The sequence below is a fragment of the Rhizobium sp. B230/85 genome (genome assembly GCF_019355735.1).
Classification (GTDB): Bacteria; Pseudomonadota; Alphaproteobacteria; order Rhizobiales; family Rhizobiaceae; genus Rhizobium; species Rhizobium rhododendri.
In genome coordinates, this window is the sequence record NZ_CP072157.1 from 65,853 (window position 1) to 89,117 (window position 23,265).

At 59.3% G+C, this 23,265-nt stretch carries 19 protein-coding genes and 2 pseudogenes; 15 read left to right on the plus strand and 6 right to left on the minus strand.

Going from position 1 to position 23,265, the window contains the following annotated elements; translation table 11 throughout:
- Positions 1–257: 257 nt before the first annotated feature.
- From J5289_RS29880 to J5289_RS18550, 5 genes and pseudogenes are all read right to left on the minus strand, one after another.
- Positions 258–3,127 (minus strand): annotated as a pseudogene (locus tag J5289_RS29880) (PAS domain-containing protein).
- Between the two features lie 186 nt (positions 3,128–3,313).
- Positions 3,314–3,793: a cyclophilin-like fold protein gene (locus J5289_RS29885; protein WP_374108600.1), complete on the minus strand. Its 480-nt coding sequence runs from the start codon at positions 3,791–3,793 to the stop codon at positions 3,314–3,316.
- 201 nt (positions 3,794–3,994) lie between these two features.
- On the minus strand, positions 3,995–4,177 hold the full coding sequence (locus tag J5289_RS18540) for an AraC family transcriptional regulator (protein ID WP_307877437.1): 183 nt from the start codon (positions 4,175–4,177) through the stop codon (positions 3,995–3,997).
- Positions 4,178–4,536: 359 nt separating this feature from the next.
- Positions 4,537–4,974: pseudogene (locus J5289_RS18545) on the minus strand (DNA polymerase IV); the annotation flags it as partial.
- A gap of 115 nt (positions 4,975–5,089) precedes the next feature.
- Positions 5,090–6,613 carry an amidohydrolase family protein gene (locus J5289_RS18550; RefSeq protein ID WP_209207631.1) on the minus strand — a complete coding sequence of 508 codons (1,524 nt, stop codon included), beginning with the start codon at positions 6,611–6,613 and terminating at the stop codon, positions 5,090–5,092.
- 172 nt (positions 6,614–6,785) lie between these two features.
- Between J5289_RS18550 and J5289_RS18555 the strand changes: the two genes are divergently transcribed.
- The 11 genes from J5289_RS18555 (at position 6,786) to J5289_RS18605 (ending at position 17,761) form a co-directional block, all read left to right on the plus strand.
- Positions 6,786–7,811, plus strand: coding sequence for a LysR family transcriptional regulator (locus J5289_RS18555; protein ID WP_209187851.1), 1,026 nt, complete (start codon positions 6,786–6,788; stop codon positions 7,809–7,811).
- Positions 7,812–7,936: 125 nt separating this feature from the next.
- Entirely contained in the window at positions 7,937–9,469 is a 1,533-nt protein-coding gene (locus J5289_RS18560) for a class I adenylate-forming enzyme family protein (protein WP_209207632.1), read from the plus strand.
- Positions 9,470–9,509: 40 nt separating this feature from the next.
- Positions 9,510–10,547 carry a PotD/PotF family extracellular solute-binding protein gene (locus tag J5289_RS18565; protein WP_209187853.1) on the plus strand — a complete coding sequence of 346 codons (1,038 nt, stop codon included), beginning with the start codon at positions 9,510–9,512 and terminating at the stop codon, positions 10,545–10,547.
- 61 nt (positions 10,548–10,608) lie between these two features.
- A complete protein-coding gene (locus tag J5289_RS18570) occupies positions 10,609–11,469 on the plus strand; it encodes an ABC transporter permease (RefSeq protein WP_209207633.1) in 861 nt (286 codons plus the stop codon).
- Positions 11,466–12,260, plus strand: a complete 795-nt coding sequence (locus J5289_RS18575; protein ID WP_209207634.1) for an ABC transporter permease — start codon at positions 11,466–11,468, stop codon at positions 12,258–12,260. Before J5289_RS18570 ends, J5289_RS18575 begins: the two co-directional genes overlap by 4 nt.
- A 2-nt stretch (positions 12,261–12,262) precedes the next feature.
- Entirely contained in the window at positions 12,263–13,096 is an 834-nt protein-coding gene (locus tag J5289_RS18580; protein WP_209207635.1) for a nucleoside phosphorylase, read from the plus strand.
- A complete protein-coding gene (locus J5289_RS18585; RefSeq protein WP_209207636.1) occupies positions 13,093–14,199 on the plus strand; it encodes an ABC transporter ATP-binding protein in 1,107 nt (368 codons plus the stop codon). Before J5289_RS18580 ends, J5289_RS18585 begins: the two co-directional genes overlap by 4 nt.
- A complete protein-coding gene (locus tag J5289_RS18590) occupies positions 14,199–15,125 on the plus strand; it encodes a carbohydrate kinase family protein (RefSeq protein ID WP_209207637.1) in 927 nt (308 codons plus the stop codon). Before J5289_RS18585 ends, J5289_RS18590 begins: the two co-directional genes overlap by 1 nt.
- The gene (locus J5289_RS18595; protein ID WP_209207638.1) at positions 15,122–16,147 is read left to right on the plus strand and encodes an ADP-ribosylglycohydrolase family protein; all 1,026 of its coding nucleotides are present in this window, start codon (positions 15,122–15,124) and stop codon (positions 16,145–16,147) included. Before J5289_RS18590 ends, J5289_RS18595 begins: the two co-directional genes overlap by 4 nt.
- Entirely contained in the window at positions 16,140–17,003 is an 864-nt protein-coding gene (locus tag J5289_RS18600) for a creatininase family protein (protein ID WP_209207639.1), read from the plus strand. Before J5289_RS18595 ends, J5289_RS18600 begins: the two co-directional genes overlap by 8 nt.
- Entirely contained in the window at positions 17,000–17,761 is a 762-nt protein-coding gene (locus J5289_RS18605; protein WP_209187856.1) for a 5-formyltetrahydrofolate cyclo-ligase, read from the plus strand. Before J5289_RS18600 ends, J5289_RS18605 begins: the two co-directional genes overlap by 4 nt.
- Positions 17,762–18,271: 510 nt before the next feature.
- Here the strand turns inward: J5289_RS18605 and J5289_RS18610 are convergent.
- Positions 18,272–18,520 (minus strand): hypothetical protein, encoded by a 249-nt coding sequence (locus J5289_RS18610; RefSeq protein ID WP_209186068.1) that lies wholly within the window; start codon positions 18,518–18,520, stop codon positions 18,272–18,274.
- A gap of 36 nt (positions 18,521–18,556) precedes the next feature.
- Here J5289_RS18610 and J5289_RS18615 point away from each other — a divergent pair, with 36 nt between their 5' ends.
- From J5289_RS18615 to J5289_RS18630, 4 genes are all read left to right on the plus strand, one after another.
- Positions 18,557–19,831, plus strand: a complete 1,275-nt coding sequence (locus J5289_RS18615; protein WP_209207640.1) for a DUF2254 domain-containing protein — start codon at positions 18,557–18,559, stop codon at positions 19,829–19,831.
- A 440-nt stretch (positions 19,832–20,271) separates the two neighbouring features.
- The gene (locus tag J5289_RS18620) at positions 20,272–22,188 is read left to right on the plus strand and encodes a methyl-accepting chemotaxis protein (protein WP_209186070.1); all 1,917 of its coding nucleotides are present in this window, start codon (positions 20,272–20,274) and stop codon (positions 22,186–22,188) included.
- A gap of 309 nt (positions 22,189–22,497) precedes the next feature.
- Positions 22,498–22,824 (plus strand): hypothetical protein, encoded by a 327-nt coding sequence (locus J5289_RS18625; protein WP_209186071.1) that lies wholly within the window; start codon positions 22,498–22,500, stop codon positions 22,822–22,824.
- Positions 22,825–22,935: 111 nt separating this feature from the next.
- Positions 22,936–23,145, plus strand: a complete 210-nt coding sequence (locus J5289_RS18630; RefSeq protein WP_209186072.1) for a hypothetical protein — start codon at positions 22,936–22,938, stop codon at positions 23,143–23,145.
- The last annotated feature ends 120 nt before the right edge of the window (positions 23,146–23,265 follow it).

Genomic DNA, 23,265 nt, shown 5'->3' on the forward strand with positions numbered 1-23,265 from the left:
CTACGATTTCGAGACCCAACACAAAAGTAATTCCAAACTTCAAATAGGGATTGTTCGCGAATTTGTAGTCTTACGTCGTCAAGGCGATTGCCGATCGGGAGAATGCTGGTCGCCGCTGAACGCGACCGCCGCGCTTTGCGATCAGTAAATCAAGTGTTTTCAGTCATTTGGAGAATGTAACAGATCGTCGATGGTTCGTACCCCTTCAAGGCGTCAGACTATTCTTTCGGCTGTAGATACTCGCTCTGCAATTCCCCTCAAACTGAGGATTTGATGAACTCCTGTACGCGTTGGGCGAAGGCGCTCATTTCGAACGGTTTCGTGACGACCTGCATGCCGGGATCGAGATGGCCATGACTGAGGACAGCCGATTCAGCATAGCCCGTCACGAACAGGACCTTGAGCCCAGGGCGTAGTGCGCGGGCTGCGTCGGCGACCTGGCGCCCGTTCATGCCGTTCGGCAAGCCGACGTCGGTAATCAGAAGATCGATCCTCGCGTCCGAACGAAGGACTTTCAGCGCTTCGGGTCCATCGCCCGCCTCCAAGGTACGGTAGCCAAGATCCGCAAGCGAATCGACAACAAGCATGCGGATCAACGCCTCGTCATCGATTACAAGAACAGTTCCGCCACCTACCGCATGAGGTAGGACAGTTTTGGTGTCGGCATCGGCGGAGGCATCTTCCACCGTCGCATGACGAGGCAGGAAGATCGTCACGGTGGTGCTTTCCCGACTTCGGAATGAATCCTTACACGCCCGCCTGACTGGTTTACGAAACCGTGGATCATCGACAGACCGAGACCGGTACCGAGACCAATCGGTTTGGTCGTGAAGAAAGGCTCGAATGCACGCGCTACGACATCAGGTGTCATACCGACACCATTGTCGGACACCGCCAGTGACACATAGTCTCCGACCGGCATGTCCCGCATCCTCGACCCCTGCTTGTCGATTGTCCGATTGGCGGTTTCGATAGAAATATTCCCCCCATCGGGAAGTGCGTCGCGAGCGTTGATGGCGAGGTTAAGGAGGACATTTTCTAACTGGTTCGGATCGACGAGTGTCGACCAAAGTCCCTCGGTGCCATGGAATTCGACTGCGGTTTGCGGACCCACTGTCCTGCGGATCAAATCCTCCATGCCAGCCACCAAGCGATCGACATCCGTCGGCTTCGGCTCCAGTGTCTGTCGGCGCGAGAAGGCCAACAGTCGGTGCGTCAAGGCCGCCGCCCTTTTTGCCGCACCTTGAGCGCCTGTCATGTAGCGATCGAGTTCGTCGAACCGTCTTTGCTCAATACGGGTCTGCATCAGATCAAGCGAACCGGAGATGCCCGCGAGCAGGTTGTTGAAATCATGAGCAAGACCGCCCGTAAGTTGCCCGACAGCTTCCATCTTTTGACTTTGCCGCAATGCTTCCTGGGCCTGCTCCAGTTCCGCCTCGCGTGCCTTCACATGGCTCAGGTCGCGCCCGACGGCGATAAAGTTGACGCCATCGAGCTCAGGAGCAACGGTCCATTCGATATGCTTCCAGCCGCCATCGCTGGTGGCGATCCGGTTTTCGAAGCGAGCTGGCTGCCGGGTTTCCGCCATACGGCCGATTGCCTCGATCGTCGGTGGCTCGTCATCGGGATGCATGAAGCTGGCGTAGCCTCGCGTGAGCAACTCGCGCTCGCTCCAGCCAAGCACTTGCGTCCACGCAGGACTGACCGCCGACATCATGCCGCTATAGTCGGCCCGCGCCAGCATGTCCTGGGAGAGGTTCCACAACCGATCGCGTTCCGCTGAGCGAGCCTCGACCTGGGCCTCGAGCGTCTCGTTCAGTTCGCGCAGACGCGCTTCGCTCTCGCGCAATGCATGCCCGCCGCGTGCGCGCTCTACGGCGATCCGCGTGCGCTCCGCAAACTCCTTGATCAACGCGAGATCACCTTCGCTCCAGTTGCGCTTTTCGCCGTGGTTGACGAAGAACACGGCGACGAGTTTTCCCTGTTCGAGGACAGGGGCGTTCACGAAGGCCCGAGTGTTTTTTTCTTCCAGGGTTACCGCGGCTAGACCAGCTGTCCTGGCATCGGTGCGCACGTCGTCGATCACTGTAAACTCGCCACGCTTCAGACTGTCAATGAACGACCCATAATCCCGTAAGGATAAAGTGCCCGCGAGGGTGTCTACCCCCGGCGCGGTCCAATCGCGGCCTGTGTGCAATGTTTCGGCATCATGATCGATGGCGGCGTACCCCACCCGGGTGCTGCCCATCGTTCGACCGAGGACCTCGGCGGCGGCGTAGGCGATATCCGCTGGCTCTTCCAGTTCGCGGATAGCCTGCGTCAGGTCCACAAGTGCATCGCGGCGGATTTCCGCGGCCTTGCGGGCTGTAATGTCAAGCGCAGTCCCGGTGACACGCAAGCAGCCGCCCGACGCGTCGAACACGCCACGCCCCTTCGCGGCAACCCACCGCACGATACCGTCTTCCTTTCCGATCGTACGGTATTCGACATCATACAAGGCTCGCCCTTGCGGATCGGCAGCAGCGAGGAAAGCTGCCGTGGTCGGTTCGCGATCGTCGGGATGGAGTCCGTTGTAAAAGTCGTCCATGGTCACCGGGACATCGGCGGAGATACCGAACATCGCCTTGGTGCGCGCAGGCCATACCAGCGTGTCATTGACCAAATCGACATCCCAGAGGCCGACATCTGCATTGGAGACGGCAAGGCGCAAGCGCTCCTCGCTCATGGCCAGTGCAGCCTGTTCTTCGGTCAGACGGCGCTCGAGAACGACGCGGGTCGTCGTCTCAGGCGTGATATTGAGCACAGCGGCCACACTTCCGTCTTCGTCTCGCAGGGCTGAAAGCGAGTAGTTGAACCAGGCGGTCTCTTTTCCCCCGCCTTCGAGCCGCGCCATGACGAACGGAGCATCCTCGAAATAAAGCGGGTCTCCGCCCGCACGAATGCCCTCGAACTGTGGCTTCAGCTCGTCCCATATCTCCGCCCAAACCTTTGCCCCAGGCTGCCCAAGGGCAGCAGGATGTTTTGCGGCAAGGATGCGTCGGTAGGGATCATTGTAGATGAGAGCGAAGTGCGGACCCGCCCATAAGCATATGGGAAATGGTGAATCGAAAATGGACCGCGCCATCATCCGGAGCGCTGGCGACCAAACCGTAGTCGGTCCGAGGAGGGTCCGTGACCAATCAAGACCTCTCGCAAGCGAACGAACCTCGCCAGGACCAGCAAACAACCCAGCAGCGTCTGATGCTGCCTCCTCACCGGAATTCAATCCATTCTCGCCAGCCACGTCCACCCTCCGCAATACGATCACTCGATACTACGGGATTATAGGGCAGTTCGTCACTATCGACAGCCCGCTATAGCTTGCCATGCGAGCCGTATCCGCGTACCCAAATCGACCCATACGCCCATAATTGACCGACCTGGAGTGCTCGGTTACTCGCGGCCTGTATCGAAACGCGGACGATTGCCACGCAGGGTGAATTAAGTTTGCCTTTTCGACTTTAACGGTGACTTTGCCGGAACGGTCAAACATCGAGACATCGCCTTCGATTTCACCAAGGATAGCGATACCCAGCTGAGGAACGCGTCCATTACTGTAGTAGATGACGAAATCGCCCATCTCTAGCGACCAAGCGTCCCCGCCGAAAATTCGTTCTGCCGCGAGGCGGCCGGCAGGTAGCCGGTCTTTCTGGCGCCGATGATGGTCCATCTCGATCGTCAACGGCGGCATTCCGGCAAGGGCGTGAGCCGCTGCGTTGTCAGCCAAGGCCCAGCAACATCCAAGGCGGATCACGCATCACGCATTGAGAGGGTCGCACGCCGCGAAGCAATTACGCATCAACTTGGGCCTTCTGCTTCATGGGATCGGTCGTGCCGCCTCTTGCCGGCGTCTACAATTGTGCTCTTGAGACCTATACTGCCGAGACATCCCATAAGGACTATTTGAGCTGCGACGAGATGCAGGACCGTTTCGACTACAGAGATGCCGCTAGCGCTATCGCCCGGCGCCCTTTGCATACTGCTTCGGAGAATAGCCAAAAGCCCGCTTAAAAGCTGCGCCAAATGCACTTTTCGATTCGTACCCAACCGTTGGCGCGACAAGAGAAATAGTCATGCCCTCATTGGCTAAGCGGTTTGCCGCAAGCATCATCCGCCAGCGGGTCAGACGCGGGCGTATCTTTGTCTGACCCGCCGCGAAACGCTGTGCTGGGGACTTCTCGCCTCAGAACGATGCCATGCATTTTGCGCATGGCTTCACTGCAGAAAAGTCTATTTAATGTGCGGTGCGAACGGCTATCTTGATTTTCACCGAAGCGATGCACCTCCTCCCGCAGAGCTTCGAGTTTCAGACGGCCCACTCCTCCTCCCAGGGACGTCTGTAGGAACGGCGGCACTCCTCCTCCCAGTCGCTGTTCGGTTCTTTTCGGAAAGCCTGCCGCCCCTCCTCCCGCGGCAGGCTTTTTCGTTTTGCGGACTGGCTGATCAAAGCCCGAGAGCTAGCTGAGGTTCTTGTCCGCTTTCTTCCGTGTTAAGGGACTACAGGGTGATCCCCAGGAGCCGCACTGGACGTTTTATCAGGAACACCGAGGCAAGCAGGAACTCCGCAATCTCCAGCATCTGGTCGACGTCCGAGATGGCTCCCGACACTGTCTGGCTGCGTGTCGCCTGGCTGAAATCCGAATATTTGATTTTGACTGTTACGGTTTTTCCCGCGATGTCGTGCGCCTCGCAGTAGCGCCGGACTTTCTCGGCTAGTGGCCGCAACTCGGCTTTGGCGAGATCGAAATTGTCGATGTCTTCTACGAAGGTGTCTCCGCGCCGACGGATTCCCGCGTGCGATCAGGTCTAACCTGCCGTTCGTCGATCCCACGGGCAATGCCGTAGAAGCGGACCGGACTTGCCAAAATGCTGCCGAAGGAAGGCGAGAGACTTCGACTTGAGATCGAGCCCCGTCTCTATGCCATGCCGTTTCATTCACCTATCTCTCATGGCAGGCAGCTTGCAGGAGCTACCCAGCTGTCCGCCTTTTCTGAAGGCCGTTTACAAGACGGTGGGTTTGGATTAGCGAGCGACGTCGTTGACAGGTCACCTAGCCAGCCTTGATAAGCGGCGGCGAGCGCTGAACCCGGTCAAGAGTTTCGATGTCGCGCGAAATCGCCCGGTTGTACATGGTGTCGATGTAGGGACGTACAATAGCGGCGGCTTCGCTCATGCGCGGGCAATCCTCGCGGCGGAAGTGTTCGGCGGCCTGCGAGATGCGTTCGCGCAGATTTTCTGCATCGACCAGTACCAGCTCCCTGTCGCGCATGACGATGCGGCCGCGGATGAGCGAGGTTTTCACGGCATCGGAATTGACGCTGAAGGCGATCTGCTGGATCGGATCATGAAGCGGCAGGAAGCCCCAATCATAGCGGTCAAGGAGAATTATGTCGGCATCCATGCCGACCTTCAGCGCGCCGACACGGTCGGAAATCATCGCCGAGCGTGCGCCGCCATGAGTGGCCATCTCGTAGGCTTCATGAGCGGAGACCCAAGTCGTGTAGTCGTGCGAGCCGATCTTGTGCAGCATGGCGGCCGCTTTGACCGCATGGAAAATATCTGCTGTATCGGCAGAGGCGACGCCGTCGCAGCCGAGTGCCACGTTGACGCCGGCCGACTTCAGAGCGCGGATTGGCGACACGCCGGAACCGAGCTTGAGGTTTGCCAGCGGATTGTGGGTTGTCGAGCAGCCGGCGGCACCCATGATCTCGATGTCTTTTTCCGTCAGCCAGATCGCATGATTCATCGTCAGGCGATGTGTCATTACGCCGACGTCCTTGAGATGCTGGACCAGCGTCGTGCCATAGAATTCCTGGCCGGTGACGGCTTGGGTCTTGGTTTCCAGCACATGGCAATGGATCGGCAGGTTCCGCTTTGCGGAGATTATCGCTACTTCGTGCATTAGTACGTCCGAGCAGCGTTGCGGCCCGCAGGGACCCAGAATGATGCGGATGCCGTCCTTCTCGTGCCATTTTTCCGAGTGGTGCTTGAACAAGGCAATCTGGTCCTGCCAGGGCACTTGTGGCAAGGCGTTGAGGCGCCCTTTCAGATCGTCCGGCATGATCTCGTGGAGAAATGGTAACCCACCCAGAAACGAATGGTCCCACATGGACGACGTGATGGAGGCGCGTAGGCCGATATCCCGGTAGGCGGCAGCGGTGGCATCGAGCGCGTTCTCGTCGAAGAACATGTTGATGCAATCGTCCTGTAGCGTCGTCACGCCCGATCTGACAGAGACGATGGCCACCAGCATGGCGCGCAGATAATGTTCCTCCCAGCTCAACTGGCGGGCGTTGAACGGCGGATAGACTTCCAAAAGCCAGATATCCAGCGGCAGATTGTCGTATCGCCCCATCTCGAAACCTTCGTTGGAATGCATATGGGCATCGACGAAACCGGGCATGACCAGCGATTTCGAGGCATCGACGATCTCGATGTCGGCAAAACGGCTGACGTCGATGTCCTGTCCGATCGCCGTAATCTTTTCGCCTTCGACCAGAATGTCGGCACGGTCGTGAACGGTGCGTGCCGCGTCATTGGTCAGAACCCGGCCGTTTCGGATCAGGATGGGCATGTCAGGTCTCCGGGATTTCGATGTTGATTGACCCCAAGCGTGGGCCATGGGAGCCGAACCAGTCAAGCATCTCTGTCAGCACCTTCCATCAAGCTAGGAATGTTTTCCGCACACTTGCGCGATGCCGCCTTATGGGGTGAAGTGTCGAAGGAGGGCCAAACCGGGACGCGTCATGTCAGAGAATATCAACGCCGATAATCTGGATGTGCGGCAGCTGAAAGTGCTGCAAATGCTTCTGGCCGAGCGCAGCGTCTCGCGCGTTGCCGGGATTTTGCGCCAGAGCCAGCCGACCGTCAGCGCCCAGCTCAAGCGCCTGCGCGAGATTTTCAAAGATCCGCTTCTGGTGCGTAGCGGCCAGATCATGGTGCTGACCGAACGCGCGGAGCAGATCCGTCTGATGGTCGACCAGCTACTGGACGACATGCATCAACTGCTGGATGCCGACGAGATTTTCGATCCCGGGCGGGCGCGGCGGCAGATCCGGATCGCCGCGGCTAACTGTTTCGAGGTCTTCTTGGTGCCACGGCTGATACAGGCCATCCGCATGGAAGCACCGCACGCGACGATCGAATTCACCCCGCATTCAATGCAGAGCGATTTCGCCCATGATCTTGAAACCGGCCAACTGGATGCGGTAATCGGCAACTGGCCGGTGCCCCCGCAGAACCTGCGGCATATGGCGCTGATCAAATCGGACATCGCCTGCATCATGTGCGCAAGCCACCCGGCGGCCCGGCAGAAGGCGATCACCCTCGATCAATATCTGACGCTCAACCACGTATCGCCGACAGCGCGACGGCAATTTTCGATCAGCCCGATCGACGCCAATCTGGCAGCCATGCAGCTATCCCGACGCGTGGTGGTTTCGGTGCCGGAATACGGGCTCGTGAAACAGGTTTTACCGGGCTCCGACCTGGTCTTCACCACCGGCCGGCCCTATGCCGAATACATGGCGCGGCAGGGCAATTTCCGCACCGTCGATGCGCCCCCGGAGCTGGGCAGCATGACGTTCTATCTTCTGTGGCACGAGCGCAGCCAGTTCAGCAAATATCACCATTGGCTGCGCACGCTCGTGCGCCGCGTGGCTAAGAGCTCCGATCTCTTCCTGCCGCAGCCGTCGATCGTCGTCACGCCGACGGCGGCGCAGGAGCCGATCGCGCCCCTTCGGACCGATCCGCCATCCCGCCCGGTCATATGAAAATCCTGATAACCTCTATTCCTGCCAGCACGGTTCCAAGCCGGCCCAAAAGCGCCTCTAATTAAAGCATCGACAGTTTCTGCACATTTTCCGTGCACAAATTGAATCATGCGAGGTTCTTCACAATGCTGATGCATGGACTTCTTCTGGACGGCGCCACACGTCATCCCGACCGCGACTGTTTCCACTGGGTCGACCGTAACCGCGGCCTGACCTATGGCGAAGCCGCCGAACTCATGGGCGATTTCGCAGGCCTGCTGCATGAGCTGGGCGTTCGCCCCGGCGACCGGGTGACGATTTTTGCGAATAATGGCCTCGACTACCTGATGGCAATGTTCGGCGCCTGGCAGATCGGCGCCATCGCAGCACTGGTGAACGTTAAGTTAGTCGATGAACTCGACTATTACTTTCAGGATCACACTCCGACCGTGGTGATCTACACCCATGACATGGCCGAGAAGGTCATGGCGGCAGCGGCGAACATGCCCGGCATCCGCGCGCTGGTGTGCATGGACGGTCCGCAGCAGGGGGCAGTGTCCCTTCCGGACATGCTTGCAGCCAAACTCAACGCGCCCGGCATAGCCAGCGACGAGATTGCCATCGCCCATCTCGCCTATACGTCGGGTACCACCGGCAAGCCGAAGGGCGCCGGGCTCAGGCACGAGCCGACGGTGCGCGCCATACGCGTCATCGCCGAGCGGCTGCGCATTACGGGGAAAGATATTTCGTTCGGGCCAACGGCGTTGTCGAGTTCCTACCAGCTTGTCGGCAACCTTCTGCCGCAGCTGTCGAAGGGAGCCGCCATCAACGTCATGGGCCGCTGGACACGGGAAACCGGCTTTGCGGCGTTGAAGGCGCGCGGCGCGACCATGCTGATCGCCAACCCGCCCGTGCTCGCCGATTATCTCGACCAGAGCCGGGCATCCGGCGAGCGGGTGGCCAGCTTGCGCATGGGCCTGTCCGGCGGCGGGCCGGTTCCCCCGACGCTGAAGGCGGCTTGGACGGCGGAACTTTCCCTGCCGCTCGTCGAAAGCTATGGGCAGAGCGAGCTCGGCGGCTTCGTGGCGCTTGGTTATCCAAGCCTTGCCGAAAGCGACCCGACTTCATGCCGCACCGGCCCGGCGCTGCCGGACAAGGACGTCCGCATCCTGTCGCCCGAAGGCACGGAGGTGCCGGTCGGCACCGTCGGGGAAATTGTCCTGACGGGCGGCTTTATGGCCGGCTACTGGGGCAAGCCGGATAAGTCCGCAGAGGTCTTGCGCAACGGCTTTCTGATGACCGGCGATATCGGCACGATGGACGCCGAGGGCGCCATCACCATGCTCGGCCGTCGCTCCGAACTCATGCGGATTGGGGATCGTTCCTGGTACCCGCGCGATATCGAGGAAGCGCTCTGCGCGATCGCGACCATCCGGGACGCCGCCCTAGTCGGCGTGCCTGGAGACAACGGCCTGCGCCTGGTTGCAGCCGTCATGCTCTCGGGCGTGGGGCCGCTGGATGCTGCTGCCTGCAAGACGCATCTTTCGAACACGACCAGTTACGATATCGATTTTCTGAAGATCGTTGTCGTCAAGGAGATGCCGATGACTCCCACCGGCAAGATCGCCAAAGCTGAGCTGACACAGATGCTTGGCAGCGGCACCGACGTCCAAAACTGAAACTTGAAACCAGAACACAATCATAAAAGGGAACTTCACGATGTATACTCGACTGCGTTCCATAGCCTGCGTGATGGCCGGCACATTTCTGACCATGAGCATTCTGCCTGCGGGAGCTCAGGACTTCACGGGCAAGACTCTGGTGGTCGGCACCTGGGGTGGCGATATCGAGCGCCTACTGCGTAAAAATGCTGCCGAGCCGCTGGAAAAGGCGACCGGCGCGAAGGTCGAATTCCTACTCGGCGGTAGCGGCGACCGCATGTCGAAAATGGTGGCCGAAAAGGGCAATCCAACCATGGACGTGACCTTCCAGAACATCTACGAGGCGCCGCAGGCCCTCAAGGATGGTCTCGTCGTCGCCCCTGACGAGAAGGACCCTGTTTATGCCGACATCTGGCCGGGCATGAACCAGGGCTGCTACGCCATGTCGCTGGTCGGCCTCGGCATCGCCTACAACAAGAAGCTGGTCAAGACACCGCCCGAATGGGTCGATATGTGGAAGCCGGAATATAAAGGCATGATTGCACAGGCCGCATATCCTGGCTCGGAAAGCGATGGAATCCTCGGGATTGCAGCAAAGCTCGCCGGCAAGGACGAACACGATCCAGACGCCGCCTTTGCCAAGCTTGCCGAACTTGGACCTCCCAAGCTCACCTACACAAGTCTCGATGAAGTGTTTGGACTGATGGATTCCGGAGAAGTAGCGATGGCACCGATGATCAGTGGCTATGTGCTTGCAGGTCTGAAGCAATTTAAGAACATCGGCTTCGCCTTCCCGAAGAATCCTGGCCCGGTTCTGGTTCGCGATATGATCTGCCAAGTGGCCCATAGCCCAAATCCAGAGCTTGCAAAAATGTTCATCGATCTGGCGCTCGGCGTTCCCAACCAGACCGCCTATGCCGAGGAAATCTTCTTCGGCCCGACCAATTCCAAGGTCGTGCTGTCGGAAAAGGCCGCCGCTGATACGATCAACACGCCGGAAGAGGTCAAGAGCCTCGTACAGCTCGACTGGCCCTACATCATCAGCCAGCGTGGCGCCTGGACCGAACGCTGGAACAAGGAAATCCTCCGCCAATAACGGACCCGTCCCCTCCCTGCGCGCTCCTTGCGCGCAGGGCTCAACCGAAAGCACGCAAACCATGTCCAGCCGTCCCCTTGCCTATCTCCTCCTTGCGCCGGCGACGCTTCTGATCGGCTGCGTGTTTCTCGTTCCCTTCATCCTCTTGCTGGTCATGGGTTTCTGGACGCAGAAGCCGGGTTCTCTCTTGCTGGACACGCAGCTCACGCTGATTAACTACCAGCGCATCTTCGGGGACAATCTCTATCTGCGCGGGCTTCTGACAACCCTGTGGCTGAGCGCCGCAACCACCCTGATCTGTCTCGCCATCGCGCTGCCAGTCGCCTATTTCATGGTAAAGAAAGCCGGCCGTGCCCGCGGACTGCTGATGGCGCTGATGCTCATTCCGCTTGTGAGCGGCGCCCTGTTGCCGACGCTCGGCCTCGTCAATCTTTTGAGCACGCTCGGCGTTGTCAACGGCGCGCTGAAGGCGCTGGGGCTGATTGATAAGTCGATTTCCTTTCTTGGCAACAGCACGGGCATTCTGATTGGACTGGTGCAGTCCTTCCTGCCGCTCGCCGTGCTGCCGCTCGTCACCGTGCTCGACCGGCTTCCTGCCGACTACGAGGATGCCGCGATGTCCCTTGGCGCATCGCGCCGCAACGTCTGGCGGCGCGTTCTCCTGCCGCTGTCGATGCCGGGTCTGCTGGCCGGCGCCCTGCTGGTGTTCTGCGCGGCACTGACCTCCTTCGTCACGCCGCAGATCCTCGGGCAGGGCAAGGTCGCAACCTTCTCCACCATGGCCTTCCAGCAGGCCTCGCTGGTGCTAGACTGGCCGTTCGCCTCGGCGCTTGCCGTTGTGATGCTGGCGATCTTGGCGCTGATCGCGCTTGCTGCATCGCTTGCGCAAAAGCGGATGGCGCATCGAAGGGCGGTCGCATGAGACAGTCGCGAAGCATCCATGTCCTCTGGACGATCCTAACGGCACTCGTCTTCGTGTTCCTGATGTCGCCGATCATTGTACTGATCTTCTCGGCGTTCGACGATGGCAAGTTCTTCCGCTTTCCCCCGCAGGTTCTGTCCACCCGCTGGTTTCAGGCGGCCTTTGCCAGTGCAGAATACCAGCGGGCGCTCCTAAACAGCGCGCTCATCGGCACACTCGCCACCATCGTCTCGCTGGTTCTTGGCACGCTTTCGGCCATCGCGCTGGTGCGGGGCAACCTCAAGGGCAAACTGGTCTTCGAGGTGATCCTGCTGGCGCCGCTGACGCTTCCGCTGATCGTCTGGGCCATCGCGCTCCTGCAGATCTATTCGCGCCTTGGTATCAGCGGGTCGCTCAGTGGGCTGGTGCTGGCGCATGCGACGATCACGCTGCCGTTTACGGTCCGCATCATGATCGCCACGCTTGGCCAAGTCGATCCCAATCTTGAACTGGCCGCAAAGAGCCTCGGCGCGCCGCCTTTGACGGCTTTTAGGCGCGTAACGCTGCCGCTGGTGCTGCCGGGGCTTCTCGTCAGTGCCGCTTTTTCGTTCCTAGTGTCGTTCAACGATGTGATCGTCTCCACCTTCATCGCCGGTGCTGCCTGGATCACTTTCCCCGTACGGCTCTATTCGCAGCTGCGCGGCCAGGGCATCGACCCGATCACACTGGCTGTCGGCGCCATGATCATCGGCGTCATCCTCCTCGTCGTCGTTTTCGGCGAATTTATCTTCAAATGGTCCAGGAGAGTTTAGACATGGGTTATCCTTACGAAGCCACCATGCCCCAGTTCGCCCGCGACGGCATTCCGACCCTGACGGGCTTTCAGCGCGCCGACGTCGCCCCTTACGTGGTGCTCGCCGTCCGCGATCCGCTGACGGTATCGGCCGCCGGCCGCGACGGCGACATCGCCTCATTTCTCGACGATGCGCGAACCGTGGCGCTGACCGGGCTGTTTTCCACCGTCACCGGCACCTATGAGGGCGTGCCGATCAGCGTCGTGTCCGGCGGAAGCGGCGCGCCGGAGGTGGAATTGGCGCTGATGGACCTGTTCAACTATACAGACGCCAGCGCCGTTTTGCGTATCGGCGGCTGCGGCGCCTGGAGCGACAGGGTTAAGGTCGGCGATCTGGTGATCAGCGCCGGTGCCGTGCGCGACGAGGGCATGAGCAAGGCGCATGTGCGGGCCGAATATCCGGCGGTCGCCGACCATGAACTGGTGGGATTTCTGGCGGATGCCGCCCGCGACATCGCGAGCCCCCACCATATCGGCATAACCCGCTCGGGCGATAGCGAATATACCGGATGGGGGCGCCCTGGACCGGGCGGCTATCTGCAGGACGAGCATGCGGGCATCATCGACTACTGGCGCCGCGCCGGCATTCTGAACACCGATCGGGAAACCTCCGCCATCCTGACTCTCGCCCGGCTTTATGGCCACCGTGGCGGATCCGTCTGCTCGGTCGGCGACAATGTCGTGACCGGCGAGGCGCACCGCTCTGGCGCCGGACATCAGGAGGCGATCAGGGTCGGCCTGTCGGGCCTTGCGCGGCTTGCCAGAGCCGATCGTGTCCGCGGAGGGAAACCATGAGCGACTATCTTTCGATCGAAGGAATTGGCAAACGCTATGGCATGGCCAAGGCGCTGGAGGCGATCGACATCGGCGTGTCGCGCGGCGAGTTTCTGGCGCTGCTCGGCCCGAGCGGCTGCGGCAAGACCACGTTGCTGCGGATCATCGCCGGCCTCTTGAACGCCGATGGCGGAAAGATCGTGCTTGACGGCCTAGATATCACCGACCTGCCACCGTGGAAGCGCGATATCGGCCTGGTGTTCCAGAATTATGCCCTGTTTCCGCATATGAGCGTGCGTGAAAATGTCGGCTTCGGCCTACAGATGCGCAAGATCGATGCGCGTGCGATCGTACCGCTGGTCGACGAGGCGCTCGACGTGGTGCGGCTGCGCGATTATGCCGAGCGCCGACCCTCCGAGCTTTCAGGCGGGCAGCAGCAGCGCGTCGCGATCGCCCGCGCCATCGCCATCAAGCCGCGACTGCTCCTGCTTGACGAGCCGCTCTCCAACCTGGATGCGGTGCTGCGCAACTCGGTGCGCGTCGAACTGCGTGAACTGCACGAGCGCACCGGCCTTACCACGATCATGGTCACCCACGATCAGGCGGAAGCGCTGACGTTGGCCGACCGGATCGCGGTTCTCTCACAGGGCAGTGTGCTCCAGCACGATACAGCGGAAGTGATCTACGAGCAGCCGCAGACGGCCTTCGTCGCCGCTTTCGTCGGCAGTCCTCCGGCCAGTCTCTTTCTCGTCAGGAAGTCCGTAACCGGGGAGATCCTGCTCGACGGCGACATCGTTTGGTCGCCGCCGTCAGGGGTCGGAGCAGCACTCGGCACCTTCAATCGCCGTGCCCTTCATCTGGCGCTTCGGCCGGAGTCCCTGATGCTGGTGCCGCGCGATACGCGGCACAGTCTGCCGGGCACTCTCCGCACAGTCGAATATATGGGCAGCGACAGGCTGGCGCATGTCGCCATCGGCGACCAGACGGTTCTCGTGCGCACGACCGGGACCATGACGTTCACCGGACCGGACATCGGCGTTCTGATGCCGGATGCCATGCCGCCGGTCTTCGACCCGGAAACCGGGTTTCGCCTCCACACAACCCCAATGAGTGAGATCGCCTGATGCCTGCTTCCCTCCACGTGCTTGGCGTCGTCGTGCTCGACAGCCTGTATTTCGTGCCGCACCTTCCTCGCCATGACGAGAAGGTGTTCACGCGCAAGACTGAATTCCTTCCCGGCGGCCCGGCTTCCTTCGTTGCGAGGACGGCCGCAAGGCTTGGCGCCGAAGTGGTGCTGGAGACTGCCGTTGGCGCAGATGCGGCCGGCGACCAGCTGATCGCAGCGTACGAGGCAGCCGGCATCCGCACGGATTCGGTGCTGCGCCTTTCCGGCGAGCGCACGCCCGTCGCCGTGCTGATCATCGACGATACCGGAGAAAAGGCGATCATTCTCGTGCCGATCCCCGAGGAATGGCTGATGCGCTACGGCGCCCAGTCGCATTTCGAAAAGGGCGCCATTCTCGTCACTCATATGTTCCATCCGCAGCCGGTCCGGCTCGCCGCCGAGCGGGTGCGCGCTGTCGGTGGCCTGTCACTGCTCGACCTGGAATGGCCGGAAGTCGACCGTTGGGGTTTCGATACCGCGATGGAGGCGGTCCGCGACATCGACGTTATCTGCACGAACGGGCAGCTGCTGGCGGCCCGCATGGGCAGCCGCGACGTCGATGCTGCCTATGCTTTTGCCGCAAAGCTTTCGGAGGGACGGCGCGCTGCCTGCGTGACGTTGGGCGCCGAAGGCGTGGTAGTCGCCGCCAACGGCAACTTGGCGCATCTGCCAGCATGGCGCGTCAAAGCGGACAACACGACAGGAGCCGGGGACACTTTCATTGCCACCTTTGCACTGGCGCTCGCCGAAAGCCACGCGCCCTTCCATGCCGCCGCTATGGCCAACTGCGCCTCCGGCTGGTTTCTGGCCGGACGCACCTTCGATCTTGCCGCACTTTCCGCCGCGGCATCCGACATGACACCGACGACGACGAGGCTCAATTGACACTGGTTTCCAACATTCACACCGTTCTGCTGGCCGCCTGCGTCGGCGACGCGCTGGGCGCCGCCACCGAGGGCATGCATCGCGACGAAATTGGCGCGGTCTTCGGCGGCCCCGTCACCAGGCTGACGCCGCCGCCGCTGCTTGCACCATTTGCACGGGGTCTGGAGCCCGGCCGCCTGACCGACGACGCAACCCAGATGCTGTGCATGGCGAAAATGGCCATCCGCGCCAAGGGCAATCCGACACTGAACGATGCCATAGACGGATTGCTTCTGTGGACCACGGACACGGAAATGTTTACCCGGTTTGCGGGCCCGACCACACGGATCGCGCTGGAAAAGCTGCAATTCGGCACCGGGCCGCAGGATGTGGCCGATCCCGGAGTCTATTCCTGCGTCTTCGGCACCTCGAACGGTGCTGCCATGCGGGCGCCGGTGGCGGGATGCATCCGACCAGGCGACATCGAAGGCGCGGCCGCAATCGCCGTGACGTTTTCCGCACCGACCCACAACACGCAGATCGCCTACGCAGGTGCCGCCGCCATTGCCGGTGCGATTGCCCACGGCCTTGGCGGCGGCAACCGCGACAATTTGCTGGACGCAGCCATAAAAGCAGCACGGATCGGCGAGGCCGAAGCTAAACGCAGCGGCCGCGTGACCGGCGGCGCCGACCTGGTACGGCGGCTGGAAATGGCCGTCGATATCGGCCGGTGCTTCATCGGGCGCCCGCGGGCGGCAATGACGGAGCTCGAAGCGGTGATCGGCAACGGCGTAGCCATGGTGGAAGCCGTTCCCGTGGCTTTCGGTCTCGTCATCGCGGCGGAGTTTTCGCCCTGGCAGGCCATTCTTGCGGCCGTCAATGGCGGCAATGACAGCGACACTATCGCCATGTTCGCCGGCGCCGTCGCGGCGGCCTTCGGTACGGACGATCTCGACTTTGATGTCACAGCCGAGGTACAGCGTGTCAACGCGCTGACGCTTGGCGATCTTGCAGCCCAACTGGCGGAGGTCGCCCATGTCTGATTGCCGTTACTGGATCGAACTGTCGACGCGCCAGATCGCGGCGCTGCCGCCCGGCACGATCGCCATCCTTCCGGTTGCGGCGGTCGAGCAGCATGGCCCGCATCTGCCTGTCGGCACCGATGCGCTGATCAATCGCGGCATTCTTGCCCACGCAATCGAGCGCATGGCGCCCGATATGCCCGTCGTCATCCTGCCGGAACAAATGATCGGCAATTCGATGGAGCATCTGAGCTTTCCCGGCACGCTGTCGCATACGGCGGCTGCGACCATGGAGATTTGGGGAACGGTGCTGGAAGGCGCCCTGCGGGCCGGCATCACCAAAGTATTGCTGTTCAACAGCCATGGTGGCCAGGTCAAGCAGTTGCAGCCGACGGCGCTTATGCTGCGCCAGCGGTTCGGCGCCATGGCCTTTTACGCCAGCTGGTTCGATGCCGGCTATCCGGAAGGACTATTCAGCGACGATGAAATCGCCTTCGGCATCCATGGCGGCGCCATCGAAACCTCGATGATGCTGCATCTCTATCCGCATCTCGTCGCAACCGACCATATCGCCGACTTTCCCTCCCGCGCCAAAGACCTGGAAACAGCGTTTTCGCTGCTGCAGACCGATCCGGGCAATGGCCGCATGGCAGGCTTCGGCTGGATGATGCAGGATCTGCACCCATCGGGTGCTTCCGGCGATGCGCGGCAGGCAACAGTGGAAAAAGGAAATGCGCTGGTCGAACGTGCCGCGGAGCGTCTGATCCAGGTGATCGGCGACATCGCCGCCTTCGACGAGACGCGCTTGTCGGCCATGACAGGTGTCGCCGCTGACATAAACGAACCCCTTGGAAACGGAAAAGGAATTCAGGAATGAACGATCATGGACGCTGGGCTGGGCGCAGCCTGAAAAAGGACGAAGTGCGCAACGCTATCTGGCATCTCCTCGAAGAAACAGGAGTCGCCATCGGCCCTGCAGTCAGCCACATCCCGAACTTTGTGGGCGCCGACCTGGCCGCCTGGAGGCTGGCTCAGACGGATGCTTGGAAATCGGCACGCATGGTAAAATGCAATCCGGACCCGCCGCAGATCCCATTGCGGATGCGGGCGCTTTACGACGGCAAGACCCTGTTCTGCCCGGTTCCCGAGCTGACAAAATCCTTTCCCTATCTGCGCATCGACCCCGCAAACTTGATCGAAAAGGGCGTGACCTTCGAATTGGCGGCAACCGCCGAGGGCTATATGGCCCATGGGGAGCGCATCGATTTCGACGATGTGCCGAAGCTTGATTTCTGCATCGTCGGCTCGGTGGCCGTCAGCCGCTCGGGCGGCCGAACCGGCAAGGGCGCGGGCTTCGCCGATCTTGAAACCGGCATCTTCCGAGAACTGGGCATCATCGGACCGGAGACGCCGATGGCGACCAGCATTCATTCATCCCAGCTGGTGCCCGAGGAGCAGATGACCATGCTTGCCCATGACAGCCCTCTCGACTACATCGCCACCGAGCACGAATTGATTGCAACCCACAACGATATGCCGCGCCCCTCCGGAGTTGCCTGGGACATGGTCCAGCCTGATCAATATGAGAACATCCCCTTCCTGGAGATGCTGCGCCTGCGGCTCGAGCAAAACTGACCTGCGGATTGGGGGGCCTTCGGGGTTGCTGTCACGTCAAGTTTTTCAGGCGATGCAGGCCGCAATTTTCCATGCGTCGAAAGCTTAGAGGCGAAGGTAGCGAATTATTTGTGCAGTACGGCGGCGGGATGGAACTGAAAAACAATTGCGGGTAACCGAGTGCATGGCGACGAACTGTTGAAGCACTCCCGGTAACCGGAAGTCTAGCATGGTTCGTTCTCGTTTTCGAGATGGAAGATGGCTGTTTTCGGCCCGATTATTGAGACCTTCGGGGACCAACGGTCAAGGCCGGGTGCTACCTCCGCCTTTGTTGCGCCATAAGAGCTGGATCACGATCAGCACTCCGGTAGGGTCGGGTTGCTTTTGACCAACCTTAAGGACGCCACCGAGGACCGACCAGCTGTTCCCGGTGAGAAGTTCATGTTGCTTGATAGGGCAGCTAATCGCGCCTGAAGCTTTTGGATGGGCGACATTGGGGCCGAGCTGGAGGAGAAGGGCGAAGGCAGCCCCTTATTGAGCGGAATTAGCGGCAATCTGCGTGGCAACCAAAGCCACGACGAAGGTCTTTTTAATGGCGAGATCGCGGCGGCCACCAATGCCGATCCGGCTAGGGTCGACCCAATAGTCATCACTCGATCCGCAGAAAGGATCTGCTTGAGTAGGCTGCAACGCCCCAGATGTAATTTCTTGTGAAACTTCCACATTTGGACACTGTATGCCGGGCATCGTCCGCTGCAGTGACTTCTGGTCGTCGTGCACTATGTATTTCTATTCACTCAAACTGGATCCAACTACATGAATTCTCGCTGGGTTTGGCTTCTTTCCCAAATTGCCCGCCGCATCTGGTTTAGAGCAACGCTATTTTCCATTCTTGCGATCGCCACCGCTCTCCTTGCCATTGTCGTTGGCCCATTTATCCCAGATCATCTTTCCACGCAGATCGGTGCTGACGCTGTCGACAACATTCTGGAAATCATCGCGTCCAGTATGCTGACGGTGACGACATTTTCGCTCAGCACCATGGTCTCGGCATATTCCGCAGCGACCAGCAATGTGACGCCACGCGCCACCAGATTGGTCATGGAGGACAGCACCACTCAAAATGTCCTTGCGACATTCATGGGCTCGTTCCTGTTCAGTCTGGTGGGCATCATCGCGCTCAGCACTGGGGCTTATGGAGATAGCGGCCGGGTTGTGCTGTTCGTCGTAACGATCGGCGTGATCATTCTGATCGTTGTCACGCTGCTACGCTGGATAGACCATCTGTCGAGGCTGGGACGCGTGACAGAGACGACGGAACGGGTCGAAAAGGTCGCTATCGAAGCGATGCGGGCTCGGCGCCAACGGCCTTATCTGGGCGGAAACCGTTTGCCGAACGCCAACGAGATCCCTTCATCAGCGAAGCCAATTTTTATCAATCGCATCGGCTATGTGCAGCATCTCGACACGAATGCGCTGTCATCGATCGCCACGGAATCGAAGGTGCGTATCTACGTGAGGATGATTCCCGGCAAGCTTGTCGATCCGACAAGTCCGATTGCCTGGATTGATGGCCTGAACCAAGAGAAGGAGCATGTCACAGCCGCCTGTGTGAAGTGCTTTTCCATTGAGGATACCCGATCCTACGATCAGGACCCTCGTTTCGGGGCATCTGTTCTGGCGGAAATCGCCTCGCGCGCCCTCTCTCCCGCGGTTAACGACCCAGGCACAGCGATCGACGTCATTTCACGGGCGCTGCGCGTCCTGGCTGTTTGGACAGAGCCTGTCGATGAAAAGGTCCAGGGCGATGTTCTTTTTCCAGACATCTATGTTCCGGCGATCGATCTGGACGACCTCTTCGACGATCTCTTCACACCGATCGCGCGCGACGGCGCTGCCCTCGTCGAGATCGGCCTGAGGCTGCAGAAGGTGTTCGCTATCCTGGCAAGGTTCCCCCAGCCTCGTTATCGCGACAATGCCTTGCGCCACTCGAAGGAGGCGCTTGCGCGCGCCGAGCTGGCCCTCGACCTAGAAGCCGACCGGCAGAGGCTCAGACTCGCGGCGAATGCAGTCATGGACGTCCAGCAATGAAGTCTGTGGCCCCGGACAAACCGTTTGCGGCGGCTCCGCCCCACTGATTGTGCAGTTGCGCCGCTCATTTGCGGGCTTGCAGCAGCCTTGCAGCTGCCCCAATGAGCACGTCGGGGAGTCAGGGACTTGCTCATTATGAGGTGCTTGACCATGTGATGGCCCAATTGATCACATAAATCCTATATCTCATCCGTAACGAAACGAACCAGGTCATGTTTGTACCACCCAGCATAGGCTTGGTTTGCGTCTGACTTGCGCGGACGTTCGATACAGAGCTGCATCTTACGTATAATTTAACTATCGTCTGAAATATTCCCCTTATGTTTCCAACTCGATAGCACACGATGGCTGTGTGTTTTGAGCTGAACCTAAGCAGATGGTTTGCTTCTGGCCAGCATATTTCGCCGATATGCACACCCATGCCGTTAAGGAGCTTCCCCGTGACACGCCCTAAAATCAAAACCGCCTTGATTGGCGTTCTATCCGTCGTAGCATTTGCAATTGTCGCTTTCTCTTATTTTGCAGTTCGCTCGCTGACGGCGACCAATGACAACGTCATCGCAATATCGACCAACTGGCTGCCAAGCGTCGCCACCGCGAAGGAAATCGATACAGCCTTATCCGACTTGCGTGTGGCATATCTGGAGCATCTCGCAGCATCCGACGAGAAGACACAGAGTGAGGCGCAGACCTCTATCGATACGGGGACGGCGCGGATCGCCAACGAGTTCAAGAACTACGAAGCTCTTGGTCTGGATGACAATGATCGAGGCCTGCTCGGAGACCTTCGCAATAATCTTTCACGCCTCAGCGCGGTAGGACTGCGTTTCGTCAAATTTTCTGCGGCTTCGCAGGATGATGACGCCAAGGCGGTCATGAATAAAGAAATGTCCCCAATTGCCGACAAGATGGCTGATCTTGTTGACCAGCTCGTCGCTGTGAACAAAAACGGCGCAACAAAAGCGGCCGGTGACAGTGCGGTCGAGTTCTCATCCACAATCGAAATCACCTATGCAGCGATTGGCGGCATTCTTACGATTATCTTTGGCGCAGTGTGGTTTGCGATTTCAGGCATTAGCCGGCCAATTTCCAAGATCACGGCGGCTATGACCAAACTGGCTGGTGGGGATAGAACGAGCTCCGTTCCCTTCGTCGGCCGCGCCGATGAAATCGGCGAGATGGCAAGTGCTGTCGAAGTGTTCCGCTTGGCGGCAATTTCCAACAAACGTCTTGAAGATGAGGCTGAAGCCGCGCGGATTCAAGGCGAGGCAGATCGAGTTCGTTTGACAGCCGAGGCTGAAAGTGCGGCACAGATCCGTTTGCAGGAAGCGACGACAGGTCTCGCCGGCGGTCTTCGTCGTCTCGCTTCCGGCGACCTTAGCTTTCAAATAGATGAAGCATTCGCTCCTGATTTCGACGCCCTTCGTCATGACTTGAACGGTGCGGTAGGACAGCTTGCAGATACACTGCGGTCCGTTGCGCAGGTCGCAGGGCAAATCGAAAATGGGACAAGCGAGATCAGCCAAGGCACCGAGGATCTGTCAAAGCGGACCGAGCAACAGGCCGCGTCCCTCGAGGAAACGGCCGCTGCACTCGATCAGATCACAGCCAACGTGTCTAATTCATCAAAGCGTGCCGAAGAAGCTAGATCTGTTGCTATCCAAGCAAATTCGAGTGCTGCCCAGTCTGGCAAGGTCGTCGCGAACGCCGTCGATGCCATGCAGAAAATTGAGGAATCCTCCAGCCAGGTTTCCAACATCATTGGCGTGATCGACGAAATCGCTTTCCAGACAAATCTCCTGGCCCTGAACGCAGGCGTTGAGGCCGCTCGTGCAGGCGAAGCTGGAAAGGGATTTGCAGTCGTGGCACAGGAGGTCCGGGAACTTGCCCAGCGCTCCGCAAAAGCCGCCAAGGAAATCAAGGAACTCATCCGCAATTCCTCGCTCGAAGTGCAAAGCGGTGTCAAACTGGTGAGCGAGACCGGAGATGCGCTGAAGACCATCGAGGGTTACATCGTAACCGTCAACCAACACATGGATGCTATTGCGACATCAGCCCGTGAACAATCTGTGGGGTTGGCGGAAGTCAACACGGCGGTGAACCAAATGGACCAGGTTACGCAACAGAACGCAGCCATGGTCGAGGAAAGCAACGCTGCCAGCGCCACCCTTGCCTCAGAAGCCGGGCACCTGCGTGAGCTAATCAGCCAGTTTCAACTGGGCGGGAGCGCAAGATCGCAAACAGCTGGACTTCGCCAAACAGCGTCCGCAATGAAGTCGCAACGGGCGACGCCCTTGCCACGGGTCACTTCCCGTGGAAACACAGCTTTGAAACAGGAGGAGTGGACAGAATTCTGACGTTCGCGACAGACTTTTATGTGCAGGAGAATGTTGGGCTTAAACTCGAGAGCAAAAACTTTGTGGCTGCATATTCGCCATCCGCGAGATCCGCGGATGGGTTGTCGCAACGCATCTAACGGACCTATTTCAGAGGGTTTGGTATTCATGAGACGGGTGTTTGAACAACTCTCTGATATACAGCCGCCGGCCACTCAGCCCATTCTTCCTCGGATGCTACATGGTTTGATACCTCAGCGTGCCAGAAGCAGCACTCTCAGATTCAAAGTGCACAAGCTGTTTTCCTCGTGCTCCAGGAAAGGATGACCGGTGAGCGACGTCAAAGAGACTTTAGATGACATTCATAAAGCGCTCCGATCAGTCATCGAGGCTTCGCGAAAGCAGTTCGCCATGATCGCCACCACGCAGATTGCCGTGTTGTCTGTTATCGAACAACTCGCGGGGTCCAGTCTTATTGACGCAGCACTGGCTGCGGATCGAATGCGCGAGATGATCACCGAAATTCTCACTGCAAATACCGATGGACTTGGCAAAGACGTTTCGATATTTGCGGATCGCATAGCAAAGTTCGCACCCGCAGAAACCCCAAGCGCTCCACAGCCACCGAAGGGTACCAAACCGAAGCTGGTGCAATAGACAATGAGGTGTCGAATTGGAGCGACACGGCTGTCAACAGCATGTCATGCTGAAGCGGGCGGGTATAAGATTGGCTAAATTTCCTGGAATTGGCATGGGTAGAGATTTTTAATGAGCATCCTCGTAGAAGTTGAATCGTTTGGCTTCAAAGGCGATCTTGTCGAGACGTATTTTATTCCAATCCATCAAATTTGCGGCATTCGAAACAGTCGCAACGGATGTTGGATTCATGTGGTTGGTATGATGGCCAATGCCAAGCCAATGGCGTTACGGTCGAAGATCGATTTTACGGAGCTCAAGTCTCTTTTTGACAACCGTTGAGGCAAGCGCATCAGGCATAGATCTGAATACATTCACATCCACCATGCAAATGAGTTCCATAGATATGCTTTCCGCCTCGGACCTTTGATTTTGCGCACGTTTTAAGTTCTTTTGCGAGGT

Excerpts from the sequence above, each read along its gene's own strand:
- J5289_RS18585 (WP_209207636.1), top strand. The coding sequence starts at position 13,093 with ATGAGCGACTATCTTTCGATCGAAGGAATTGGCAAACGCTATGGCATG.
- J5289_RS18605 (WP_209187856.1), top strand. The coding sequence starts at position 17,000 with ATGAACGATCATGGACGCTGGGCTGGGCGCAGCCTGAAAAAGGACGAA.
- J5289_RS18560 (WP_209207632.1), top strand. The coding sequence starts at position 7,937 with ATGCTGATGCATGGACTTCTTCTGGACGGCGCCACACGTCATCCCGAC.
- J5289_RS18565 (WP_209187853.1), top strand. The coding sequence starts at position 9,510 with ATGTATACTCGACTGCGTTCCATAGCCTGCGTGATGGCCGGCACATTT.
- J5289_RS18615 (WP_209207640.1), top strand. The coding sequence starts at position 18,557 with ATGAATTCTCGCTGGGTTTGGCTTCTTTCCCAAATTGCCCGCCGCATC.
- J5289_RS18555 (WP_209187851.1), top strand. The coding sequence starts at position 6,786 with ATGTCAGAGAATATCAACGCCGATAATCTGGATGTGCGGCAGCTGAAA.
- J5289_RS18575 (WP_209207634.1), top strand. The coding sequence starts at position 11,466 with ATGAGACAGTCGCGAAGCATCCATGTCCTCTGGACGATCCTAACGGCA.
- J5289_RS18550 (WP_209207631.1), bottom strand. The coding sequence starts at position 6,613 with ATGCCCATCCTGATCCGAAACGGCCGGGTTCTGACCAATGACGCGGCA.
- J5289_RS18580 (WP_209207635.1), top strand. The coding sequence starts at position 12,263 with ATGGGTTATCCTTACGAAGCCACCATGCCCCAGTTCGCCCGCGACGGC.
- J5289_RS18590 (WP_209207637.1), top strand. The coding sequence starts at position 14,199 with ATGCCTGCTTCCCTCCACGTGCTTGGCGTCGTCGTGCTCGACAGCCTG.
- J5289_RS18600 (WP_209207639.1), top strand. The coding sequence starts at position 16,140 with ATGTCTGATTGCCGTTACTGGATCGAACTGTCGACGCGCCAGATCGCG.
- J5289_RS18630 (WP_209186072.1), top strand. The coding sequence starts at position 22,936 with ATGAGCATCCTCGTAGAAGTTGAATCGTTTGGCTTCAAAGGCGATCTT.
- J5289_RS18570 (WP_209207633.1), top strand. The coding sequence starts at position 10,609 with ATGTCCAGCCGTCCCCTTGCCTATCTCCTCCTTGCGCCGGCGACGCTT.